This window comes from Mesorhizobium sp. P3_A10 (assembly GCF_056403175.1).
The window spans coordinates 87,917-108,852 of sequence record NZ_JBFUFZ010000012.1; the positions used below are offsets into that span (position 1 = coordinate 87,917).

A 20,936-nucleotide genomic window follows, 5' to 3' on the forward strand; every position below is an offset into this window, starting at 1 on the left:
GCGAAGCGGAGAAAAAATGCGCTACGACATCGTCATCATCGGCGGGGCCATCGTCGGGTCCTCGATCGCCTATTATCTGCGCGAGGAGGGGTTTTCCGGCTCGATCGCACTGGTCGAGCGCGACCCGCAATTCGCTCATGCGGCGACGACGCTGTCCATGGCCTCGATCCGCCAGCAATTCTCCATTCCGGAGAACATCCGCCTATCGCAATTCACACTGAAACTGTTCCGGCGGCTGACCGAGACCTTCGGCGCCGACGCCGACATCGGCTTTCGCGAGGGCGGCTACCTCATTCTGGCTGGCGAGAACGGCCTGCCGACCCTCCAGGCAAACCATGATGCTCAGATCGCCGAGGGCGCCGACATCGTGCTCGAGGACGCCGAGCAGCTGACGCGGCGCTTCGCGTGGCTGTCGGCCGAGGGCATCACCGCCGGCGCCTATGGCCGCAGCGGCGAGGGCTGGTTCGACGCGCATGCGATGCTGATGCTGTTCCGCAAGGCGCTGCGCGCGAAGAAGATCGATTTTATTACGGCCGATGTCACCGGCATCGAACGGCAGGGCGACCGCGTCAGCAGCGTCAGCCTCGACAATGGCGACAAGCTCGAAGCCGGCACCGTCATCAACGCCGCCGGGCCGAATGCCGGCAAGGTTTCGGCGATGGCCGGACTGGCGCTGCCGGTCGAGCCGCGCAAGCGCAATGTCTTCGTCTTCGAGGCGCGCGAGAAATATGCCGACATGCCGCTGCTGGTCGATCCCTCAGGCATCTATGTCAGGCCGGAAGGTTCGGTCTACCTCACCGGCGGCGCCGAGCCGGAAGAGGGTGATGGCCCCGCCGATCCCCAGGATTTCGATGTCGACTGGCCGCTGTTCGAAGAGGTGATCTGGCCGGTGCTGGCCACCCGCATCCCGGCCTTCGAGGCGATCAAGCCGACCCGCGCCTGGGCCGGCCATTACGACTACAACACGCTCGACCAGAACGCGGTGATCGGCCCGCATCCCGAGGTCAGTAATTTTCTCTTCGCCAACGGCTTTTCCGGCCACGGCCTGCAGCAGGCGCCGGCGGTCGGCAAGGCGCTGGCCGAGTTTCTGGTGCATGGCGGTTACCGCACGGTGGACTGCTCGGCGTTTGGCTACGAGCGCGTCGCCGAGGGGCGGGCGTTTCGGGAATTGAATGTGATTTGAGGGGCGCCTCTTCCTTCTCCCCTTGTGGGAGAAGGTGTCGCCGAAGGCGACGGATAAGGGTGTTCCGGAAAACGCCAACGTCTCACTCCGCTGGAACACCCCTCATCCGTCTCGGCGCTATCGCGCCGATCCACCTTCTCCCACAAGGGGAGAAGGGGAGGCACCGTCACAGCCTGTCACCCCCTACGCCCGAACCAGAAGGCGTCGGCCATGCGCTTCATGCCGATGCGTTCGTAGAAGCCGACGGCGTCGGGCATCGAGATCAGGCTGATGGCGACGGACGGTCCGAGTTGCCGGCGCGCTTCGTCCATCAGGCCCTTGCCGATGCCGAGCCCTTGCGCCGATTGCGAAACGGCGAGTTCGGAGATGTAGCAAACCCAGGCAAAATCGGTGACCGCCCTGGCAACACCGATCAGCGGCTTACCTTCAATGTCGAGTCGCGCGGTCAGCACCAGATTGGCATTGGCAAGCATTGTCTTCAGCCGGGCGTCGTCATCGACCGGGCGTGTCTCGCCAAGGCCGGAGTCCACCAGCACGCGGCGAAATTCGGCGGTGTCGAGCTCAGGCTCGCGGGCATAGAGGACTTTTGGCGGTGTTGTCATGTCGGCCAAGGTGCACCACGGGCCGGCGGTTTTGAAGACGCTGTGCGCGATCTTTTGATCGAGGGCCAGGGCCGGCCGGAAACAGCCGCCTTTTAATTGCCCGCCTCTTTGTGTAAACCGGCGTCAGCAAATCCCCCCGCAACGAAAAAATACGGGCCAAAGCCATGGAAAAATTCACCAAGCTCACCGGCGTCGCCGCGCCGATGCCGATCGTCAATGTCGATACCGACATGATCATCCCCAAGGATTATCTGAAGACGATCAAGCGCACCGGGCTCGGCACCGGCCTGTTCGCCGAAATGCGCTACAACGACGACGGCTCGGAAAACCCTGATTTCGTGCTCAACAAGCCGGCCTATCGCAAGGCGCAGATCCTGGTCGCCGGCGACAATTTCGGCTGCGGCTCGAGCCGCGAGCATGCGCCATGGGCGTTGCTCGACTTCGGCATCCGTTGCGTCATCTCGACCTCGTTCGCCGACATTTTCTACAACAACTGCTTCAAGAACGGCATCCTGCCGATCACCGTCAGCCCGGAAGATCTGGAGAAGCTGATGGACGACGCCTCGCGCGGCTCCAACGCGACGGTGTCGGTCGATCTCGAGGCCAAGGAAATCCGCGGCCCGGACGGCGGCGTGGTCACGTTCGACCTCGATGACTTCAAGCGGCACTGCCTCTTGAACGGCCTCGACGATATCGGCCTGACCATGGAGAAGGCCGGCGCCATCGCCTCGTTCGAGAAGAAGAACGCCGCTGAGCGCCCCTGGGCCTGAGCGGAACGATTTGACCCGGCCGCCACAGGCCGGGTTCGTGGCGGAGGGACAGTCATGACACGTTCGCTTCTTGCCGGCGTCTGCGCGCTGGCGTGGATGTTGATGCCGGTGGCGGGCGCACATGCACAGACCGACCCGGTGCCCGTGCCGGCTGACGATGCGTCCGGAGGGGCGGCCGAGCCGGGCACGGCGAGCACCAACAACAACGTGACCTTAACCGAGGGCGATGACAGCCAGGGACCGATCTCGTTCGAGGGCGGCCAGCTGACCATCACCCAGCCGGAGCAGGACGGCGAAAAGGTGCTGGCCTTTGACGGTAAGCAGCTGGCCAGCAATTACGAGGTGTTCTTCGACAAGGTGGTCAAGGTCGGCGGCGTCAACGTCGCGTTGGTCAATGTCGGCGATGGCGGCAACCAGTGCGGCCCGGCGACGGTGATCGTCTGGAAGCCGGAAGGCGGCGAGATACAAAGCACCACGGTCGAACAGGACGAGTGCGGCGCGCCGCCGGCGGCGGTCGCCGACAGCGCCATCTATTTCGTGCCCTATCTCCTGCCGGGTGCATCCGAGCAGGCGCTGCAATGGTCGCCAACCGAAGGGCTGACGATTTCAGGCGATCTGACTTACGCGCCGGAGCCGGGTACAGACTGGAAGGACATCGACCCGTCGAAATACCAGAACATCATCGACGCCTTTCACAACGAGGCCGTCTACAAGGCGGCCGAGGCACTGCTCGGCGACAGCATGCCCGACATGGCGACCAGCCTGCTGGTCGGCGGCGGCACCGAAAAGACCGTGTCCGGCGCCTTCTATGCCAGCGGCTGCGTGCCGCATGATTGCGGCGGCAATGACGGCTTCATGGCGGTCGATCCGGTCAAGCACGCGCTCTATTTCTCGCGGCGCGGCGACAATGGCGAGCCGAATGCCTGGCCGCCGGTGGCGAGCTGGCCGGCCGATGTGAAAGAGGCGCTCGACAAGGCGCTGGGGTCGGCGAACTAACGGTATGCTGATATTCAGGTGATGCCGGCCTGCAAACGGCTGATACCTGCGCTTCCGGTGCTCACGTACTTCAAGTACGCTCCGCTCCGGTTCTCGGTATCAGCCGTTTTCGGCTCGGCCTGACCTGAATCTCAACACACCCTTGAGCTGGTGCTTTCCGTAACAACAGTCGGCTCCGTCTGGCCCATGGCCCCGCTAACCCGTTCCCTGCAAGATGGCCGCAACAATTTGCGGAGGCCTCCATGCGCAAACTCATCTCCACCGGTTCGCCCTTCGAAAAGACCGCCGGCTATTCGCGTGCCGTGGTGCAGGGCGACTGGTGCTTCGTCTCCGGAACCACCGGCTACGACTATGCGACCATGACCATGCCGGAGACGGTCGAGGCGCAGACGCGCAGTTGCCTGGCGACGATTGGCAAGGCGCTGCAGGACGGCGGCTTCGACATGGCCGATGTGGTGCGGGCGCATTACTACATCACCGACCAGGCCTTCGTGGACATCGTCTTCCCGATCCTCGGCGAAACGTTTGGCGAGATCAGGCCGGCGGCGACGATGATCGTCTGCCAGCTCAACAAACCGGAAATGAAGATCGAGATCGAAGTCACCGCGTTGCGGCGCACGGCATGAGGCCAAAGCCATGACGGTCCGGCGCATCGTAGCCAACATCGCGACACCCGACGCGGCAGCGGCGAAACGCTTCTACCAGGACGTGCTTGGCCTCGACGTGCTGATGGATCAGGGCTGGATCGCCACCTACGGTTCCGAGGAACGGATGCAGGTGCAGGTCAGCTTCATGGCCCAAGGCGGCTCCGGCACGCCGGTGCCTGACCTGTCGATCGAGGTCGACGATGTCGATGAGGCGTTGCAAGGCATGAAGGCCGCGGGCTTTCCCATCGAATACGGGCCGGCCGACGAACCCTGGGGCGTGCGGCGCTTCTATGTGCGCGATCCGTTCGGCAGGTTGGTGAATATTCTGTCGCATCGGTGAGGATTGAGTACGGATTTCACTGATGTGTCGGCGGGACGGCGCCCCCTCTGCCTGCCGGGCATCTCCCCCACAAGGGGGAGATCAGCAGCTTCGGCGGCCCACCCTTCTTTCAACGTTGGAGATTGGCGAAGGCCAACGTGACATCCAATCTCCCCCCTCGTGGGGGAGATGTCCGGCAGGACAGAGGGGGCGCGAAGGATCACCGAGCAATGAGCTTGCTCTTACCATCGCTGTTCTGGCTTGCGCCGCAGGCGCTTGGCGTTTAGCAAGGCCGCGGTTTCTCCAAACGATGTTGGGACGGTTCTGATGGCTTCGAAAAATCTTCTCCTGCTCGCCGGCGACGGCATCGGCCCCGAGGCGATGGCCGAGGTGAAGAAGCTGATATCAGCCATGAACGACAAGCTCGGCAGCGGTTTTGCCACCGACGAGGGTCTGGTCGGCGGCTGCGCCTACGATGCGCATGGCGCGGCGATTTCCGATGCCGACATGGCAAAGGCGATGGCGGCGGACGCGGTGCTGTTCGGCGCCGTCGGCGGTCCGAAATGGGATGCGGTGCCCTACGAGGTGCGCCCCGAGGCCGGCCTGCTGCGGTTGCGCAAGGATATGGAGCTGTTTGCTAATCTTCGTCCGGCCATCTGCTATCCGGCGCTGGCGGCGTCTTCCTCGCTCAAGCAGGAAGTGGTCGAAGGGCTCGACATCCTGATCGTGCGCGAGCTGACCGGCGGCGTCTATTTCGGCGAACCGAAGCAGATCATCGATCTCGGCAACGGCCAGAAGCGCGGCATCGACACGCAGGTCTACGACACGTTCGAGATCGAGCGCATTTCCGGCGTCGCTTTCGAGCTGGCGCGCACCCGCAAGAACCACGTGACGTCGATGGAAAAGCGCAATGTGATGAAATCCGGCGTGCTGTGGAACGAGGTCGTTACCCAGACCCACAAGGCGCGTTATTCAGACGTCAAGCTGGACCACATGCTGGCCGATGCCGGCGGCATGCAGCTGGTGCGCTGGCCAAAGCAGTTCGACGTCATCGTCACCGACAATCTGTTCGGCGACATGCTGTCCGACATCGCCGCCATGCTGACGGGATCGATCGGCATGCTGCCGTCGGCCTCACTCGGCGCGCCGGATGTGAAGACCAAGAAGCGCAAGGCGCTGTATGAGCCGGTGCACGGCTCGGCGCCGGATATCGCCGGCAAGGGCATCGCCAACCCGATCGCCATGATCGCGTCTTTCGCCATGTGCATGCGCTATTCGTTCGGGATGGTCGCGGAAGCCGACAAGCTCGAAGCGGCAATCGCCGCCGTGCTCGATGATGGGCTGCGCACAAAGGACATCCTGTCCGAGGGCATGACCGAGGTCGGCACCGTCGCCATGGGCGATGCGATCATCGCCAAGCTCCTGAGCTAGCGTTTCAGCCTTAGCGAATCTCGCCGGCCAGCTGCCGCAGCAGGCCGACGAGTTGCGCTTCGTCCACCGGTTGGAAAAAGGCCGCGTCGGCAGCTTCGACCGCGACGATGGCTTTCTGGACCGCCGCCGTTCCTGTTGCGGTGATGCGGATCACCTTGGCGCGGGAATCCTGCGGGTCGGTCTCCCGCGCGATCAATCCTTTTGCCTCGAGCCGGGCGACGACATCCGACGTCATCTTCACTTCGGTGCCGGCCTGGGCGGCGAGCTGCACCTGGTTGGGCGGCTCGCCATTGCGGCCGAGCCACATTGCCGAGGCCAGCAGCACGAACTGGACATGGGTCAGGTCGAGCGGCGCCAGTGCCGCCGTCATGACGCGCTGCCAGCGCATGGTGGTTCGCCAGAGCAGCAAGCCGGGGCTCTCCGAAGGTCCGCCCTTGAAGCGCGTGTTCAGGTCCTCAGCCACCGTTCGCAAACTCCCTTGCCTGCTCGAATAGCCTGGCCATCGAGGTGTCGAAATCGCCGCTGATCTGCGGCCCGAGCTCGGGTCCGACCTCGGCGGCCGAAGGGCCGGAAATCTCGAGCCGGTGGGTCACCTCAGTGCCGCCCTCGACCGGCGTCAGCGTATGCCGGAACAGAAGTTTCGTGTCACCGAACGAGGTCTCGTCGGCATAGGTCACATTATCGACGAGATCGACGATGGTCGATTCAAAGGTGTCCTGCCCGACCGGCGTCACCGAGACGCGGGTGCCCTTGGCGAACGGCCCGTGCAGCACGAAAGTGTCGGACCCTTCGTAAGTGAGGCGGCCCTCGTGCAGCGCCTTGAGCGCGTTCCAGATCGCTTGCGCCGGAAGCGGGGAAATTGCGGTGTACTCATTGCTCCACATTGTCTTGGCTCCATCCATCTCTTTCGATCAATGATTTGATCTGCACACAGAGTATCTGTGCACAGACTATATTGCAAGAGGAATCTTGCGGTCCATCTGGTTCAAGGGTTCACCAGAATCGGAGGGGCAAGCCTAACCCTTTGTTTTTACGCGAGTTCAGGCGGGTGGCGGAGACTCATTTTTCTTGAGGCCGCGTTAGACCCGGATGCCTGCCGGCACCGGTCCCCACTGGTTTTCCCTGGCCTGCGTTGGGATCAGCGCGAAGACCATGATGATCAGGCTACCGATGGTCGGGATCAAGACCAGCAGACAGAGCCAGCCTGAAAGGCCGATATCATGCAGGCGGCGAACGGCCATGCCGAGGCTGGGCAGGAATGTCGCCAGCAGGAAGGTGCCGCATAGGCCAACGGTTACCGCGGCCGACATGTCGCTGTCGAAATCGCCCATTTTGGCGTCGAGGAACAGGCCAAGGCCGCCGATGATCAACAGGCTAACCACCCAGAACAGGAAATAGCTCCAATATTCCTTGCGGCGGGCGCGGCCGCCGAAATTGAAGTAGTTCTGCGTCAATGCGTGCCAGAAATAGCCCCACAGATCCGGTTCGTCGGGCCCGTTTTCAGCGGCACGGCCGAAATGCTGCGGCTGGGCGGTTGCCGGCGCGCTGCCTGGCTGGCGCGGTGGGGCACTTGCAGCGGCAGGAGCACTGTCGGCCGGATTCTGGACGCCGATCGAGAAAATGTCGCGCGCCTGGCCGCCGCCTGCCTGGAACTCGACGCTCGTGCCCTTGGCCATCGACGCCTCGCGGCGCAGATTCTCCCGCGTGAAGGTGTAGCGGTTGCCGTCGGCGCCGGTGATGAAACCGAAGCCTTGCGCCTCGTCATAGTGAAGAACTTCGCCGCGCATAACCCACCCCCTTGTCGTCACGTCCTGCCAAGGTGTGGCACAGGGCCAAGCTTGGGGGCAAGCCGTGTTCCTCGGCTACCGCCGTCGCGGCAAATGAAGCATAAGACATCGAGTGCAACCGTTTCGCCCAAGCAGACAATGACAGTCGAACATTCCGATGTCGGCGCCGAGGACGGGAAGATCGCAACGCCTTCGACGCCGGCCTCCCCGACATTGGCCATCGATGCCACCGGCCTGATGTTCTGGCCTCCCGGCAAGGGCCTGGCGGGCATTCCGCGTGTGGAAAGCTTTCTCGTCAACGCCGCATTGGCGGATCCCGATCCTTGCGTGCAGGTGGTGGCGTTCAGGTCCGCGGAATGCCGGTTTCGGCCGCTTGCCCCCTACGAACAGGACCATGTCGCGGCGGGCGAGATTTCACCCCACCATGTGAAGCGATGGCGGGGGCGAAGCGCGGCGCTGTCGCAGGCCTTCGAGGCAGTGCGGCAGCAGCCTTGGGCAAAGCGCGAGACGGACCGTCATCTCGCCAAGACGGTGACCAATGGCAGTAAGGGGATCGCCTATCAGGCGACGCGGCTGCTGATCCGTGCTTATCGCCTCTGCCAGCAGACGAAGATCCGGCTTGGCGTACTCAGGGATGCGTCAGGCCAGCCTGTCGAGACCGAACAGGGCCTTGTGCTGATCAGCCATCATGTCCTGACCCAGGAGGATCGGTCCGCCGTCTCGGGCGCAGCTGGCAGGCTTGCCTTTCTCTGCCACGACATCATCCCGGTATTGCGCCCCGATATGCTTGGCGCGAGCACCAGTGAAGGCCGCTTCGGATCCTATCTCGAACACCTCGTGCGCTCCGGCGCTCCGGCATTTTGCGCCTCCGACGAGGTCGGCGCGACGCTGACCGAGCACATGCGCAAGGCCGGCATTGCAGCGCCGATTGTACACCGCTTTCCGATGCCCTCGATCCTGCACGAAAACGCATCGCGCGCCGGCACGACCTCGCGCATCGAGGCCGACGAACCGTTCGTGCTCTACTGCTCGACCATCGAAGTGCGCAAGAACCACATCCTGCTGGCGCGGATCTGGCGGCAGGCGCTGGAAGAAGGCGTCAAGCTGCCGAGGCTTGTCTGTGCCGGGCGCTGGGGCTGGATGATCGACGAGTTGAAGGCGTTTCTCAAAGCCCATCCCGAGCTCGCCGCTTCGGTGACCTTCACCGGACTGGTCAGCGACGAGCAGCTTATCCAGTACTATCGCAGCGCCACTTTCGGCGTCTTTCCCTCGCATATAGAGGGCTGGGGCTATGGCGCCTCGGAATGCCTCGATTTCGGCGTTCCGGTCATCGTCTCGACCACGCCGTCGCTGATCGAGGCGAGCGGCGGTTTGATGCCGGCGATCGATTCCAACGACCAGGCCGGCTGGTACGCCGCCATCCGCAGAATGGCGGAGGACCAAGCCTGGCGTTCGTCGCTTGCCGAGCGCATCGCCAGGCAGCACCAACCGACGCCGGCCTCGGCCAGCTGGGCCGCCATCAAGGCCGGGCTGAAAGGGAGCGCAGCTCGCCGTCCGTAGATTTTACGAGGGCCGCTTCGGCTTCTTGTGTTTGGGCGGTCCGGCCTTGTCGAATTTCGGCTTGCCCGCTTTCGGAGCCCACGGCTTTGCCTCGAATGCCGGGCGCTGATCGCCCGATGCCGGCGCCCGCTTCTCAAATTTGCGCTTCGGCGCGTTGGGGTCGAACGTCCCCTTGCCGCGATGCGGCTTCTTGTCCTGTAACGGCGGCTGGTAGCCGGCGCGCGACAGATCGGGCGTGCCGTCCAGCCGCTTCACCGCGATGTTGTTCTGCAATTTGCGGTCGGGGCCGATGGCGGCGAGGAAACGGTCGGCCCAGTCGGCCGATATCTGCACGAAGGTTTCCTCCGGCTGCATCTTGATGGCGCCGATCTCGCGCTTGGTGATGCCGCCGGTGCGGCACAGCATCGGGATCAGCCAGCGCGGCTCGGCATTCTGCCGCCGCCCCACCGACACCGAGAACCAGACGCTGTCGCCAAAGTCATCGCGGCGGCTGGGCGCCTCGTCGTGGTGCGCGAACTTTTCGCCCGCCGGTCTGTCACGCGACGGCGTGAACGGGGCGATTTCCATGAGATCTTCGGGTGCCGAGCGGCTGGCGCGGCACTGGCGCACGAAGGCGGCCGCCACCTGCTCGGCGCCGTGCCGGGCGAGAAGCGCGTCGATGAAGCCGCGCTCGTCATCCTTCACCGGCTCGTCGAAAGCCGGATCGGCAAGGATGCGCTCGTCGTCGCGGCGGATGACGTCGTCGGCCGAGGGCGGGCTCGCCCATGTCGCCTTGAGGCCGGCGTTCTGCAGCAGCCGTTCGGTGCGCTTGCGGGCATTGTTGGGCACGATCAGCGCGCTGACGCCCTTGCGTCCGGCGCGTCCGGTGCGGCCGCTGCGGTGGAGCAGCGTTTCCGGATTGGTCGGCAGGTCGGCGTGGATCACCAGTTCGAGGTTGGGCAGGTCGATGCCGCGCGCCGCGACATCGGTGGCGATGCAGACTTTGGCGCGGCCGTCGCGCATCGCCTGCAGCGCATGGCTGCGCTCGTTCTGGCTGAGCTCGCCGGAAAGCGCGACGACGGAAAAGTTGCGGTTGTTGAAGCGTGCGGTGAGGTGGTTCACCGCGGCGCGGGTGTTGCAGAACACCAGCGCGTTCTTCGCCTCATAATAGCGCAGCACGTTGATGATGGCGTTCTCGCGGTCGGCCTGCGCGACGCTCAGCGCCCGGTATTCGATGTCGAGATGCTGCTTTTCCTCACCCGCGGCCGAGATGCGCACGGCATCGCGCTGGTAGCCCTTGGCCAGCGTGGCGATGGAGCGCGGCACGGTGGCCGAAAACATCAGTGTGCGGCGCTCGGCCGGTGCTGCGTCGAGGATGAATTCGAGATCCTCGCGAAAGCCGAGATCGAGCATCTCGTCGGCCTCGTCGAGCACCACGGCCTTCAGCGCCGACATGTCGAGCGAGTGCCGGGTGATGTGGTCGCGCAATCGGCCGGGGGTGCCGACGACGATGTGGGCGCCGCGTTCCAGCGCGCGCTTTTCGGTGCGCATGTCCATGCCGCCGACGCAGGACGCCACTGTGGCGCCGGTCAGTTCGTAAAGCCATTCCAGCTCGCGCGTCACCTGCAGCGCCAGTTCGCGCGTCGGCGCAACCGCCAGCGCCAGCGGCGCAGAGGCATGGGCGAAGCGCTCGGCATCGCCCAGAAGGGTCGGCGCCAGCGCCAGCCCGAAGGCGACGGTCTTGCCGGAGCCGGTCTGGGCCGAAACCAGCGCGTCGGCCTGGCCGAGCTCCAGCACCGCCTTTTGCACCGCCGTCAGCTCGGAATAGCCGCGTTTTTCCAGCGCCTTTGCCAGCGCCGGGACAATAGCTTCGAAGTTGGACATCTTCTTCTTTCGGAATTCGGCCGCCTAGGGGCGGCAACGCCGGCTCATGCACACGCCAGCCCAAGCATTTCTCGGGCGTTCCTACTTCCTGCGGTCGTCATTGTACAGAGCGAGCGGCACGGCGCCGGCGATTGGCGAAACCGCTGGCGAGGGCGCCCCTCTCCCCGTCACTATACGGGGAGAGGATGCCGGCAGGCAGGTGAGGGGCAGCGCGACCCGTGATGGGTGAAGCAAGGGCGATGCTTCAGGCCGTCACTTCCGGACGAGCTTACGGCGGAAGTCAGCGCCGCCCCTCATCCGCCCTTCGGGCACCTTCTCCCCGTATAGTGACGGGGAGAAGGAAGAGGCGCCGCCAATTGACTCTTTACGCAAACCGCGTAAAAGCCGGCACCGAACAGGACAGTTTTCGATGCGCGGCCTCTTGATGGCAGTTCTTGCATTCGATTTCCCCGGCCACAATGCGAACCATTGGGCCGGGCGCGTCGGCGCGTCTGTCCGTTCCAGCAAAACTACGGCCAAAACGACCACTAAAACGGTCTGATTCCCTTGGCCTAACCACCCTCTCCCGGGTCCGGCCCGGGGGCTGAAACCCGCACCGGCCGGCGGGTTTTCTCCAAAAACCGAGCGGAGAGGGACAGGAGATCACTATGAGTTTCAAGGTTGCGATCGTCGGCGCCACGGGCAATGTGGGCCGGGAAATGCTCAACATACTGGAAGAGCGCGGCTTTCCGGTGAGCGAAGTTGTGGCGCTGGCCTCGCGGCGCAGCCAGGGCACGGAAGTGTCGTTCGGCGACCGCACGCTGAAGGTCAGGACGCTCGACCAGTATGATTTTTCCGACACCGACATCTGCATCATGTCGGCCGGCGGCACCGTCTCCAAGGAATGGTCGCCGAAGATCGGCAAGCAGGGCTGCGTCGTCATCGATAATTCGTCGGCCTTCCGCTACGACCAGGACGTGCCGCTGATCGTGCCGGAAGTGAACCCGGACGCGATCTCGCTGTTCACCCGCAAGAACATCATCGCCAATCCGAATTGTTCTACGGCGCAGCTGGTCGTGGCGCTGAAGCCGCTGCACGACTTCGCCACCATCAAGCGCGTCGTCGTCGCCACCTACCAGTCGGTGTCGGGCGCCGGCAAGGAAGGCATGGACGAGCTGTTCACGCAGACGCGGGCCGTGTTCGTCGCCGACCAGGTCGACGTCAAGAAGTTCACCAAGCGCATCGCCTTCAACGTCATCCCGCATATCGACGTCTTCCTCGATGACGGTTTCACCAAGGAAGAGTGGAAGATGGTCGCCGAGACCAAGAAGATGCTCGACCCCAAGATCAAGCTGACGGCGACCTGCGTGCGCGTGCCGGTGTTCATCGGCCATTCGGAAGCGGTCAACATCGAGTTCGAAAAGCCGATCACCGCCGACGAGGCGCGCGACATCCTGCGCGAAGCGCCGGGCTGCCAGGTCTTGGACAAGCGCGAGGACGGCGGCTACATCACGCCGCTGGAATCGGCCGGCGAGGACGCCACCTTCATCTCGCGCATCCGCGAGGATTCGACCATCGACAATGGCCTGTCGATGTGGATCGTCTCCGACAATCTGCGCAAGGGCGCGGCGCTGAACGCGGTGCAGATCGCCGAGCTTCTGGTCGAGCGCGGCCTGATCCAGCCGAAGAAGAAGGCGGCCTGACGGCCGGTTTGTTTTCGCTCACGGGCCGGATCGCCGCTGCCGCGGCGGGCCCTGCGCGGGCGCGCCGGAAAGCCGGCGGCCCGCAGTCGCGGGCTCGGCCTTCGGCCGTTAGCTCCCTTCTCCCCGTCACTATACGGGGAGAAGGTCCCGGCAGGGGGATGAGGGGCGGCACGGGCGTTTCAAGTAAGCCGGCTCTCCTGCGCCAAACGTTCCAGTATCCCTATTGCCTCTGCCGCCCGGCCCGCCGGCACGAACAGGTGGTCGTGGTAAAAAGCCGAGACCGGATTGACGCCCATGCCGGCGGTGGCCAGCCGGGCGGTGATGGCGGCGAGGAAGCCGACCGCTTCCAGCGACGAATGGATGTTCAGCGTGATCATGCGGCTGGGGAACACGCCTTTCAGGCCAGCGGTCTTCGCCTGATCTTCGAGCACGATCAGCGTCGTGCCCTCGCGTTCGCGAAACACCATCACCGGCTCGAGGGTTTCAGGAACAGGCACGCCCGGCGGCAAGGTGACGAAGACATGTACGCCGGGAAGCAGTTCCGGCGTCATCGATGCCAGCAGTTTTTTCAGATCGGTCTCGCCAGCCATCGGTTGCTTCCATGTGTTTTCGCGATCGAGCAGGCCACGCGTTGAACGTGCCTCGACCCGCAGGCTTCGATAGCGCGCACCGCCCTACCCCCGCAAGACGACATCGCCATGTCGTTGGCGGCTGAGCTTGCGCGCTTGGCCAGTCGCACAATAGACGGGTCGAGGACCATCGCCGGTCCGCGAGAGGGGTTTACATGATCGTTCGCCCGCGCCCGGGATTCCTGCATCTGTTCTTCATCATGCGCGGCTCCGTGGTGCCACGCATCCTGCCGCAGATCTTCGGCTTCGGCCTCTATGGCGCGCTGGTGGTGCTGGCTGTGCGGGCGCTGAAGCTCGACTTCGGCAATGCCGGCACAGCACCCTTCGCTTTGCTCGGCGTGGCGCTGTCGATCTATCTCGGCTTCCGCAACAACGCCGCCTATGACCGCTGGTGGGAGGCGCGCAAGCTGTGGGGTCAGCTTGTCTTCGACATCCGCAACCTGGCCCGCGCCTCGACCGGGCTGATCGACAACCGGACCGAATTGCGCGGCCTGCTGATGGAGGCGATTGCCTTCTGTCACTTTTTGCGCGGCCTGCTCAGACGGGTCGATGCCACCGCCGAGGCACGCACCTTCATCGGCGACGAGATCGAAGGTGCCGCCAAGGCGGCCAACGCGCCTGATGCCATGGCGCGGCGCATGGGCCAGCGTATCGCAGCGCTGCGCAAGGCCGGCGCCATCGACACGATCGGCTACCGCATCCTCGACGAGCGGCTGTCGGAAATCGCCGCCGCCCAAGCCGGCTGCGAGCGCATCGCCGGAACGCCCCTGCCGTTTGCCTATACGCTGCTTCTGCAGCGCACCGCCTACATCTTCTGCCTGCTGCTGCCATTCGGGCTGGCCGCACCGGCCGGCTGGGCGACGCCGCTGTTCACGGCGCTGATCGCCTACACCTTCTTCGGCCTCGACGCGCTTTCGGAAGAGCTCGAGGACCCGTTCGGCACCCAGCCCAACGACCTTGCGCTCGACGGCCTCTGCCGCGTCTGCGAGATCTCGGTGTTCGAGGCGCTGGGTGAGACGCCGCCGAAGATGATCCCGGCGGAGAAGTTTTACTTTTCCTAGGCCTTGTAAAGCCGGTCGGCAGCGAACGTTGATACGTCAACCAAACCTTCGAGAATAGCCGGGACATCCTCCCTTCGTCATACTAGGGCGAAGCAGGAGCGCAGCGACGTCGCGGAGACCCTAGGATCCATGCCGTGACATCCGTGACAGGCGAAAACGGACCAAAAGCGGGCACGGATAGACGTCCTGTTCTGGACCGCTGCATTCTTCGCCTGATGTTGCGGCATGGATCCTCGGGTCAAGCCTGAGGATGACGAAGCGTGGGGGCCAGCGACCCACTTTGACCCTGTTGCGGAAGGACTGCCGCCAAAAAAAGAATCCCTACCCTGTCGGATCATCGTCCCGTGCCGCGTCCTTGGTTCAACCCTGGCTAAGCAGCCAGTGCTCGAACCGACGGAGGAACACCAATGACCATTTCTGAAACCGCACCTGTCTCACCGGGCGCCCTGTGGACCGGCCGCGCGCTCAGCGCCATCATCGTGCTGTTCATGGTCTTCGATGGCGTCATCAAATTGCCGCCGCTCGAGATCGTCACGCAGACCATGGTGCCGCTCGGCTGGCCGGCGGACCCGAATGTCGCGCGCCTGCTCGGCATTATCGGGCTGGTCTCGACGGCGCTCTATGCGCTGCCGCGCACCTCGGTGCTCGGCGCCATCCTGCTCACCGCTTACATGGGTGGCGCCATCGCCACCAATGTGCGCGTCGACAACCCGCTGTTTTCGCACACGCTGTTCGGCGTCTATCTCGGCATCATCCTGTGGGGCGGCCTGTATCTCAGGAATCCCCGGGTGCGCGTCCTGATCCCGTTAATCCGATAAGCACAAGGAGAAAAGAATGCTCACCACCATCATCATCATCCTGGTTGTGCTGATCGCCGCCGTGCTCATCTATGCAGCGACACGGCCGGATGATTTCGTCGTCAGCCGCTCGGCCAGCATCAACGCGTTGCCGGAAGCGATCTTTCCTTTGATCAACGATTTCAGGCGCTGGAGCGTGTGGTCGCCTTACGAGAAACTCGACCCGGAGATGAAGCGCACTTTCTCCGGCGCCGACAGCGGCAAGGGCGCCGCCTATGCCTGGCACAGCGACGGCAAGGCCGGCATCGGCCGCATGGAAATCACCGGTTCGGTTCCGTCTTCGCTGGTCGCGCTGAAGCTCGACTTCGAGAAGCCGTTCAAGGCCAACAACACGGTCGAGTTCACCTTGAAGCCGGCCGGCAACAGCACCGCGGTCACCTGGGCCATGCGCGGCCGCTATCCGTTCATGGCCAAGCTGATCGGCGTGTTCATGAATTTCGACAGGCTGGTCGGCAAGGATTTCGAGACCGGTCTCGCCAGTTTGAAGCGGGCCACCGAAAAATAGGGCGATCCGTTCGTCGTTGTCCAAGCGGATCAAATTGGGCATTCGCGCGTTGTCGATCCATTGCGGGTGAAAAGTTCGCCCCTTGGGAGAGGAACGACGATGAAAAAGATCATGCTTTTGATGGCGTTGCTGGTGCCGCTCGCTGCCTGCTCGCAAACGGAAAAAGGCGCGGCGGTCGGCGGCCTGGGTGGCGCGGCCATAGGCGCTGCGGTGGCAAATGATCCGGTGGAGGGCGCTGTCGTCGGTGGTGCTGTTGGCGCCGTCGCCGGCGCGCTGATCGGCCGGGCGAACGAACCGGATCAATGCCGCTACCGCGACCGCTACGGACGAACCTATATCGCCCGCTGTCCGGACGGCTATTGACCGGACGACTCAACAAAAACGGCGGGCACAGGCCCGCCGTTTTCATCAGAGATGGAACGTGAATTACTCGGCGGTGGCGGCTTCCGCCTCTGCCGGTGCGGCTGCCGCGGCTGCTGCTGCGGTGGCGGCGTCTTCCTGCGCCTTCTTCAGCAGGGCAGAGCGTTCCTGCGCCTTCTTGCCCGGCTCGGCCTTCTTCGGGTTGGAGCGGGCCTCGCGCTTGACCAGGCCGGCTTCGTCGAGGAAGCGCAGCACGCGGTCGGTCGGCTGGGCGCCATGCGACAGCCAATGCTTGACGCGGTCGGCGTCGACCTTGACGCGCTCGCCGTCCTTGGGCAGCAGCGGGTTCCACGAGCCGAGCGACTCGATGAACCGGCCGTCGCGCGGCGAACGGGCGTCGGCGACGACGACGTGGTAGTAAGGACGCTTCTTCGAGCCCGCACGGGCCAGTCGGATCTTCAAGGGCATTTCTTTTCTCCTAAAAACTCTGATTTCGTTGGTTGGTTGTGGCTGGTTTATTAGCCGGCTTTCGTCACGCCGTTGGAAGCGGCGATCTGTTCGTGGTGGCGGATCACTTCGCGGACGACGAAGTTGAGGAATTTTTCCGCGAAATCCGGATCGAGATGCGCATCCTTCGCCAGTTGGCGAAGACGGGCGATCTGCTGCTGCTCGCGCGCCGGGTCGGCTGGCGGCAGGCCATGCGTCGCCTTCAGCACGCCGACCGCCTTGGTGCAGCGGAAGCGCTCGGCGAGCATGTGGATGAGGGCCGCGTCGATGTTGTCGATCGAGGCGCGGTAGTCGGCCAGGATGATGCGTGCGTCGGCCATGTCTTTTTCTTCGTTCATGACGCCCTCACTTCTTCTTGCCGAGGCCGGGCAGACCGCCGCCGCCCAGACCGGGAAGACCCGGAAGCTTCATGCCGCCGGGCAGGCCAGGCAGGCCACCGCCACCGGGAAGACCTTTCATGCCGCCGAGGCCAGAGGCCTGCGCCTGCTTCTGCAAGGCTTCGAGTTGCTTGGGGTCCATCTTCGACAGATCAGGCATGCCGCCGCCCATCATGCCGCCCATGCCGCCGCCGGGCATCATGCCGCCAAGACCCATCTTGGAGGCGAGACCGCCCATCATGCCGCGCATGAGGCCGCCGCCTTTGCCCTTGCCGCCCATCGCCTTCATCATGTCGGCCATGCCGCGATGCATTTTTAAAAGCTTGTTGATCTCGGTCGCGTCTGTGCCCGAGCCGGCGGCGATGCGCTTCTTGCGCGAATGCTTGAGCAGGTCCGGATTGGCGCGCTCGGCCTTGGTCATCGACGAGATGATGGCGAGCTGGCGGCCGAACATCTTGTCGTCGAGGCCGGCGGCGGCCATCTGGTCCTTCATCTTGCCCATGCCGGGCATCATGCCCATGATGCCGCCCATGCCGCCCATCTTCGACATCTGCTGAAGCTGGCCGGCGAGGTCGTTCAGGTCGAACTTGCCCGACTGCATCTTTTTTGCCATCGCCGCCGCTTGTTCGGCGTCGATGTTCTCGGCGGCTTTTTCGACGAGCGAGACGATGTCGCCCATGCCGAGGATGCGGTCGGCGATGCGCTTGGGGTGGAATTCCTCCAGCCCGTCCATCTTTTCGCCGGTGCCGATCAGCTTGATCGGCTTGCCGGTGACGGCGCGCATCGAAAGTGCTGCACCGCCGCGGCCGTCGCCGTCCATGCGGGTCAGCACCAGGCCGGTGATGCCGACGCGCTCGTCGAAGCTCTTGGCCAGATTGACGGCGTCCTGGCCGGTCAGCGAATCGGCGACCAGCAGGATTTCGTGCGGGTTCGACACCTTCTTGATGTCGGCCATCTCGACCATCAGCGGCTCGTCGATATGGGTGCGGCCGGCGGTGTCGAGGATGACGATGTCATGGCCGCCGAGCTTGGCCGCCTGCACGGCGCGGCGCGCGATGTCGACCGGGTTCTGGCCTGATATGATCGGCAGCGTCGCGACCTTGACCTGCTCGCCGAGCTGGCGAAGCTGCTCTTGCGCGGCGGGGCGCCGGGTGTCGAGCGAGGCCATCAGAACCTTCTTGTTCTGACGCTCGGAAAGCCGCTTGGCGATTTTGGCCGAGGTCGTCGTCTTGCCCGAGCCCTGCAGACCGACCATCATGATGACGACCGGCGCCGGCGCATTGAGATCGATGGCGACGCCTTCGGCGCCGAGCATGTCGACCAGCTCGTCATGGACGATCTTGACGACCATCTGTCCCGGCTTGATCGACTTGACCACGGCGGCGCCGACAGCCTTTTCGCGCACCTTGTCGGTGAAGGAACGCACCACTTCCAGCGCCACGTCTGCTTCGAGCAGCGCACGGCGCACCTCGCGCAGCGCCGCCGAGACATCGGCCTCCGACAGCGCGCCGCGGCCGGTCAGGCCGTTCAGGATGGAGCCAAGGCGCTCCTGAAGGGATTCAAACATCTAGCTTCCTTCAATCTCGGTTCGGGTTCGATCCGAGAGGTAATGCGTTCGCGCCAAGTGTCCAAACAAAAGCCCGTGCAAGCGCAAAGCCAAAAAGCACCCGGGGGCGCTCAGCGCTGCCGGGTGTTGGCCTCCAGGATCGATTTACAGCACTTGACCTCTAAGAGGCTTCGGCGTCCTGGTCGGCTTGCTCGGAGGGATACTCGTCGCGGATTTCGGGGGCTGTAGACAGGAAATCCGGCGAAGAGTCAAGGTCTGGGGGGCGTCCGGCTCACGGCAGCACTTCGCCGTCGAGGATGCGGGTGTAGAGATCGAGATAGCCTTTCGCGGTTTTGGCGATGGGAAACCGGTCGGCGGCTGAGTCGCGGCAGCGCTGCGGGGAAAGCATGGCAACCGCATCGAGGGCGGTGGCGAATTCGGCGTCGGTGTCAAACAGCAGTCCGGTGTCGCCGTCGACGATCTCGGGCAAGGCGCCGCGCGGTGTGGACAACACCGGCGTTCCGCACAGCATGGCCTCGACCGGGGCCATGCCAAACGGCTCTTCCCAGGCGATCGGATTGAGGAAGGCCTTTGCCTCGCCCAGCAGGCGCAGCTTTTCGTCGCCACCGACAGTTCCGTGGAAACGGTAGCGCGACCCCAGGCTCTTGAAGAACACACCGTCGCGCCGGACCTTGCTGCGCGTCAGCAGTGTCCAGCGCGCGCCGCCGGCGATGTCGAGGGGGAAATCGAATTTCCTGGCGAGGTCGACGGCGCGATTGAGGTTCTTGCCGGCGCGCGCGATGCCGGCCAGAAACAGCAGGCGGTCACTCTTCGAGCCGGCCAGCCGGTAGGAATCGGCGGGAAAGCCGTTGTAGACGAAGGTCTTCCTGCCGTGATTGCGTGCATGGCTGGCGCTGACGAAATTCCAGTTTGTCTGCGGCCGGGGTTCGTCAGGGGAAAAGCCATGCTCGGTGTTGAGGGTCGGAAACGGAGCCTCGACGTACCAGCCGTTGAAATGGACGATGTCGGTATCGGCGGGGATGGCGGCCCGGCATTGCGCTTGCGAGGTGATGCCGCGCACCTCGCAAAGCGGATGGCTCGAACCGGCCCCGGCAATCAATACGACATGGTGGCCGGCGCGCACCAGTTCGGTCGCCAGCCAGTCGACCTGGCGCTCGGTGCCGCCATAGCCCCTGGCAGGCAGGACACCCGGGGCGGCCAGGGTGATGCGCATCAGGCGCGACCGGGGAGGCGAGAAATATCCGCCTCGACCTTCAGCGGCGAGCGCGGGTGCAGCAGCAGCAGGATCGTCAACAGACTGCTGACGATGCCGATCGCCGCGATCAGAACCGCATTCGTCGTCGTCCAGTCGGCGCCTTCGAGCGGCTTGGCGTTGAACAAGGCGAAGGAATTGTAGCTTTCCTGATGCGAAATCAGCAGGAACCCGGTCAGGTTGTTGCCGAGATGTGCGCCGAAGCCGGCGCCGAGATTGCCGGAGATATAGACCAGAAGCGTTAAGAGCAGCGCGAAAGCGGCGATCGAGGCCAGCACGCTAGCGTTGATGGCGGCGGTCGAACTCGTGCTCCAGTGCAATGCGGTGAACAGCATCGCCGGCAGCAGCGCCCAGATGAAGGGGTTCTCGAAACGGCTGGCCAGGCCTCTGAGCAGATAGCCGCGGAAAAGTGCCTCCTCGGACGATGTCTGCAGCAAGGCCAGGGCAACGATCGGGATCAAGTACATCAGCCAGGACGACAGGCTGATGGAGCCGCGTGCGATCTCGGGCTGCAGGCAATAGAGCAGGATTTCGGAGAACAGCGAGGTGATCAGCACCGCGGCCAGGCCCTTCAGGAAGCCATCGCGCGAAACCCGGTGGCTGGCGCCGATCAGTGCCGTCAGTCTCTCGCCATGGACCCAACGCATGGCCGCCCACAGGCCGAGCCAGATGCCGGCGAACGAGCTCAGCTGGGCCAGAATCCCGAGGGGCGATGCAAGAAAATTCTGCACCGGCTGGACGCCGACCGAGCCGCCCGTCGAGGCCATCCAGACGACATAGGCATAGGTGCCGCCAAACACCACGGCCACAGTGACTGCCATCCAGAAGACGACGACGATCGCCGTTCCCAGCAACAGGCGTAGCAAGGTCGTTTTGGAGTTGGGAGAGCGCCGATAGTGCTCGAAGGCAGCTGGATCGATCGTCACGCGGATTCCTGAACAGGTGCTTCGGGGGCGGTGCTTCGGCTCGCCTGATCTAGAC

The 20,936-nt window shown here is 64.1% G+C and carries 23 protein-coding genes; 12 read left to right on the forward strand and 11 right to left on the reverse strand.

Annotated elements, in window-relative coordinates; translation table 11 throughout:
- Window positions 1-16 precede the first annotated feature (16 nt).
- On the forward strand, window positions 17-1,183 hold the full coding sequence (locus tag AC1DXU_RS29895; protein ID WP_477374743.1) for an NAD(P)/FAD-dependent oxidoreductase: 1,167 nt from the start codon (window positions 17-19) through the stop codon (window positions 1,181-1,183).
- 176 nt (window positions 1,184-1,359) lie between these two features.
- Here AC1DXU_RS29895 and AC1DXU_RS29900 read toward each other — a convergent pair whose 3' ends face one another.
- Window positions 1,360-1,785: a GNAT family N-acetyltransferase gene (locus tag AC1DXU_RS29900; protein ID WP_477374745.1), complete on the reverse strand. Its 426-nt coding sequence runs from the start codon at window positions 1,783-1,785 to the stop codon at window positions 1,360-1,362.
- A gap of 164 nt (window positions 1,786-1,949) precedes the next feature.
- On the opposite strand from AC1DXU_RS29900, the gene leuD reads away from it, so the two are divergent.
- The 5 genes from leuD (at window position 1,950) to leuB (ending at window position 5,948) form a co-directional block, all read left to right on the forward strand.
- Complete coding sequence (gene leuD, locus AC1DXU_RS29905) at window positions 1,950-2,555, forward strand: 3-isopropylmalate dehydratase small subunit (RefSeq protein ID WP_477374747.1); 606 nt, start codon at window positions 1,950-1,952, stop codon at window positions 2,553-2,555.
- Window positions 2,556-2,609: 54 nt separating this feature from the next.
- Window positions 2,610-3,551, forward strand: coding sequence for a hypothetical protein (locus AC1DXU_RS29910; protein ID WP_477374749.1), 942 nt, complete (start codon window positions 2,610-2,612; stop codon window positions 3,549-3,551).
- Between the two features lie 242 nt (window positions 3,552-3,793).
- Window positions 3,794-4,177 carry a RidA family protein gene (locus tag AC1DXU_RS29915; protein WP_477374751.1) on the forward strand — a complete coding sequence of 128 codons (384 nt, stop codon included), beginning with the start codon at window positions 3,794-3,796 and terminating at the stop codon, window positions 4,175-4,177.
- A 10-nt stretch (window positions 4,178-4,187) separates the two neighbouring features.
- Window positions 4,188-4,538: a VOC family protein gene (locus tag AC1DXU_RS29920; protein WP_477374753.1), complete on the forward strand. Its 351-nt coding sequence runs from the start codon at window positions 4,188-4,190 to the stop codon at window positions 4,536-4,538.
- Window positions 4,539-4,844: 306 nt separating this feature from the next.
- Window positions 4,845-5,948, forward strand: coding sequence for a 3-isopropylmalate dehydrogenase (gene leuB, locus AC1DXU_RS29925; RefSeq protein WP_477374755.1), 1,104 nt, complete (start codon window positions 4,845-4,847; stop codon window positions 5,946-5,948).
- Between the two features lie 10 nt (window positions 5,949-5,958).
- On the opposite strand, the gene AC1DXU_RS29930 is transcribed toward leuB, so the two are convergent.
- The 3 genes from AC1DXU_RS29930 to AC1DXU_RS29940 form a co-directional block, all read right to left on the reverse strand.
- Entirely contained in the window at window positions 5,959-6,411 is a 453-nt protein-coding gene (locus AC1DXU_RS29930) for a MarR family winged helix-turn-helix transcriptional regulator (protein ID WP_477374757.1), read from the reverse strand.
- Window positions 6,404-6,832: an SRPBCC family protein gene (locus AC1DXU_RS29935; RefSeq protein ID WP_477374759.1), complete on the reverse strand. Its 429-nt coding sequence runs from the start codon at window positions 6,830-6,832 to the stop codon at window positions 6,404-6,406. The genes AC1DXU_RS29930 and AC1DXU_RS29935 overlap by 8 nt, the downstream gene beginning before the upstream one ends.
- Window positions 6,833-7,027: 195 nt before the next feature.
- Window positions 7,028-7,735, reverse strand: coding sequence for a DUF805 domain-containing protein (locus AC1DXU_RS29940; RefSeq protein ID WP_477374761.1), 708 nt, complete (start codon window positions 7,733-7,735; stop codon window positions 7,028-7,030).
- Between the two features lie 138 nt (window positions 7,736-7,873).
- On the opposite strand from AC1DXU_RS29940, the gene AC1DXU_RS29945 reads away from it, so the two are divergent.
- Window positions 7,874-9,295 (forward strand): glycosyltransferase, encoded by a 1,422-nt coding sequence (locus tag AC1DXU_RS29945; protein WP_477374763.1) that lies wholly within the window; start codon window positions 7,874-7,876, stop codon window positions 9,293-9,295.
- A 3-nt stretch (window positions 9,296-9,298) separates the two neighbouring features.
- Here the strand turns inward: AC1DXU_RS29945 and AC1DXU_RS29950 are convergent, their stop codons facing one another.
- Window positions 9,299-11,158 (reverse strand): DEAD/DEAH box helicase, encoded by a 1,860-nt coding sequence (locus AC1DXU_RS29950; RefSeq protein WP_477374765.1) that lies wholly within the window; start codon window positions 11,156-11,158, stop codon window positions 9,299-9,301.
- A gap of 647 nt (window positions 11,159-11,805) precedes the next feature.
- Here AC1DXU_RS29950 and AC1DXU_RS29955 point away from each other — a divergent pair.
- Window positions 11,806-12,840 (forward strand): aspartate-semialdehyde dehydrogenase, encoded by a 1,035-nt coding sequence (locus tag AC1DXU_RS29955; RefSeq protein WP_477374767.1) that lies wholly within the window; start codon window positions 11,806-11,808, stop codon window positions 12,838-12,840.
- Between the two features lie 179 nt (window positions 12,841-13,019).
- On the opposite strand, the gene AC1DXU_RS29960 is transcribed toward AC1DXU_RS29955, so the two are convergent.
- Window positions 13,020-13,430, reverse strand: a complete 411-nt coding sequence (locus tag AC1DXU_RS29960) for an ACT domain-containing protein (RefSeq protein ID WP_477374769.1) — start codon at window positions 13,428-13,430, stop codon at window positions 13,020-13,022.
- A 194-nt stretch (window positions 13,431-13,624) separates the two neighbouring features.
- On the opposite strand from AC1DXU_RS29960, the gene AC1DXU_RS29965 reads away from it, so the two are divergent.
- The 4 genes from AC1DXU_RS29965 to AC1DXU_RS29980 all read left to right on the forward strand — a co-directional run bounded on the left by AC1DXU_RS29965 (window position 13,625) and on the right by AC1DXU_RS29980 (window position 16,255).
- On the forward strand, window positions 13,625-14,530 hold the full coding sequence (locus AC1DXU_RS29965) for a bestrophin family protein (protein WP_477374771.1): 906 nt from the start codon (window positions 13,625-13,627) through the stop codon (window positions 14,528-14,530).
- Between the two features lie 407 nt (window positions 14,531-14,937).
- Entirely contained in the window at window positions 14,938-15,348 is a 411-nt protein-coding gene (locus tag AC1DXU_RS29970; RefSeq protein ID WP_477374773.1) for a DoxX family protein, read from the forward strand.
- Between the two features lie 16 nt (window positions 15,349-15,364).
- On the forward strand, window positions 15,365-15,892 hold the full coding sequence (locus AC1DXU_RS29975; RefSeq protein WP_477374775.1) for an SRPBCC family protein: 528 nt from the start codon (window positions 15,365-15,367) through the stop codon (window positions 15,890-15,892).
- A 99-nt stretch (window positions 15,893-15,991) separates the two neighbouring features.
- On the forward strand, window positions 15,992-16,255 hold the full coding sequence (locus tag AC1DXU_RS29980; protein WP_477310145.1) for a glycine zipper domain-containing protein: 264 nt from the start codon (window positions 15,992-15,994) through the stop codon (window positions 16,253-16,255).
- Window positions 16,256-16,318: 63 nt separating this feature from the next.
- Here the strand turns inward: AC1DXU_RS29980 and rpsP are convergent, their stop codons facing one another.
- The 5 genes from rpsP to AC1DXU_RS30005 all read right to left on the reverse strand — a co-directional run bounded on the left by rpsP (window position 16,319) and on the right by AC1DXU_RS30005 (window position 20,881).
- On the reverse strand, window positions 16,319-16,720 hold the full coding sequence (gene rpsP, locus AC1DXU_RS29985) for a 30S ribosomal protein S16 (RefSeq protein ID WP_477310143.1): 402 nt from the start codon (window positions 16,718-16,720) through the stop codon (window positions 16,319-16,321).
- Window positions 16,721-16,770: 50 nt separating this feature from the next.
- The gene (locus AC1DXU_RS29990; RefSeq protein WP_477224730.1) at window positions 16,771-17,097 is read right to left on the reverse strand and encodes a chorismate mutase; all 327 of its coding nucleotides are present in this window, start codon (window positions 17,095-17,097) and stop codon (window positions 16,771-16,773) included.
- Between the two features lie 7 nt (window positions 17,098-17,104).
- On the reverse strand, window positions 17,105-18,703 hold the full coding sequence (ffh, locus tag AC1DXU_RS29995; RefSeq protein WP_477374777.1) for a signal recognition particle protein: 1,599 nt from the start codon (window positions 18,701-18,703) through the stop codon (window positions 17,105-17,107).
- A 271-nt stretch (window positions 18,704-18,974) separates the two neighbouring features.
- Window positions 18,975-19,916 carry a glycosyltransferase gene (locus AC1DXU_RS30000; RefSeq protein WP_477374779.1) on the reverse strand — a complete coding sequence of 314 codons (942 nt, stop codon included), beginning with the start codon at window positions 19,914-19,916 and terminating at the stop codon, window positions 18,975-18,977.
- A complete protein-coding gene (locus AC1DXU_RS30005) occupies window positions 19,916-20,881 on the reverse strand; it encodes a lysostaphin resistance A-like protein (RefSeq protein WP_477374781.1) in 966 nt (321 codons plus the stop codon). The genes AC1DXU_RS30000 and AC1DXU_RS30005 overlap by 1 nt, the downstream gene beginning before the upstream one ends.
- Window positions 20,882-20,936 lie beyond the last annotated feature (55 nt).